The organism is Polynucleobacter sp. MG-28-Ekke-A2, from assembly GCF_035012985.1.
GTDB lineage: Bacteria > Pseudomonadota > Gammaproteobacteria > Burkholderiales > Burkholderiaceae > Polynucleobacter.
Map to the genome: position 1 here is coordinate 1 of NZ_JAYGQU010000060.1, position 763 is coordinate 763.

A 763-nucleotide genomic window follows, 5' to 3' on the forward strand; every position below is an offset into this window, starting at 1 on the left:
AAAACGCTCCGCCGTTAATCCTGGTCGATTTAGATAACCACGGGCTAGACCGGCGCCTGCAATGTAAAGCTCCCCAGCAATGCCAGCTGGAACTGGTTCTAGGCTGTTATCTAAAACATAAATGCGGAGATCTGGCAAAGCATCACCAATAAGGCTATCCGCGGTGCGATTAATAATTTCCTTGGATAACGCAAAAAAAGTAACATGCACTGTTGTTTCAGTAATGCCATACATATTAACTAGCAGGGGATTGGCATTCGAGCAATTTTTGTACCAATCCTCAAGGGGCCCCAGCTTTAAGGCTTCACCTCCAAAAATTACGTAACGAAGTTTTAATTTATTTTTTAAATTGCCATAAGCCTCATTCTTGGCTTGAGTAAATTGATAAAACGCTGATGGAGTTTGATTTAAAACTGTAACCCCCTCCTTAGCAACCATCTCTAAAAATACTTTTGGCGATCTGCTAGTTAAATAGGGAACAATTAGTAACCGACCCCCATAAAGTAGCGCCCCCCAGATCTCCCAAACAGAAAAATCAAATGCAAATGAGTGAAATAGCGTCCATACATCTTGTGTAGTGAAGTTAAATAACGCATCAGAGTGATGAAAGAGGCGTATGACGTTATATTGTGTAACAACAACCCCTTTTGGCTTGCCGGTCGAGCCTGATGTGTAAATTACATACGCTGGATTTTCTGGGGTAGTAATTGAGATCGGGTTGTAGTTTGGATTATCAGCAATTATTTCCCAGTCGCAATCTAAG

1 protein-coding gene is annotated in these 763 nt (G+C 41.5%); it reads right to left on the reverse strand.

Translation table 11 applies throughout. The annotated features are described in order from the left end of the window. On the reverse strand, window positions 1-763 hold a 763-nt coding region (locus tag VC188_RS11915), incomplete at both ends, for an AMP-binding protein (protein WP_323484108.1).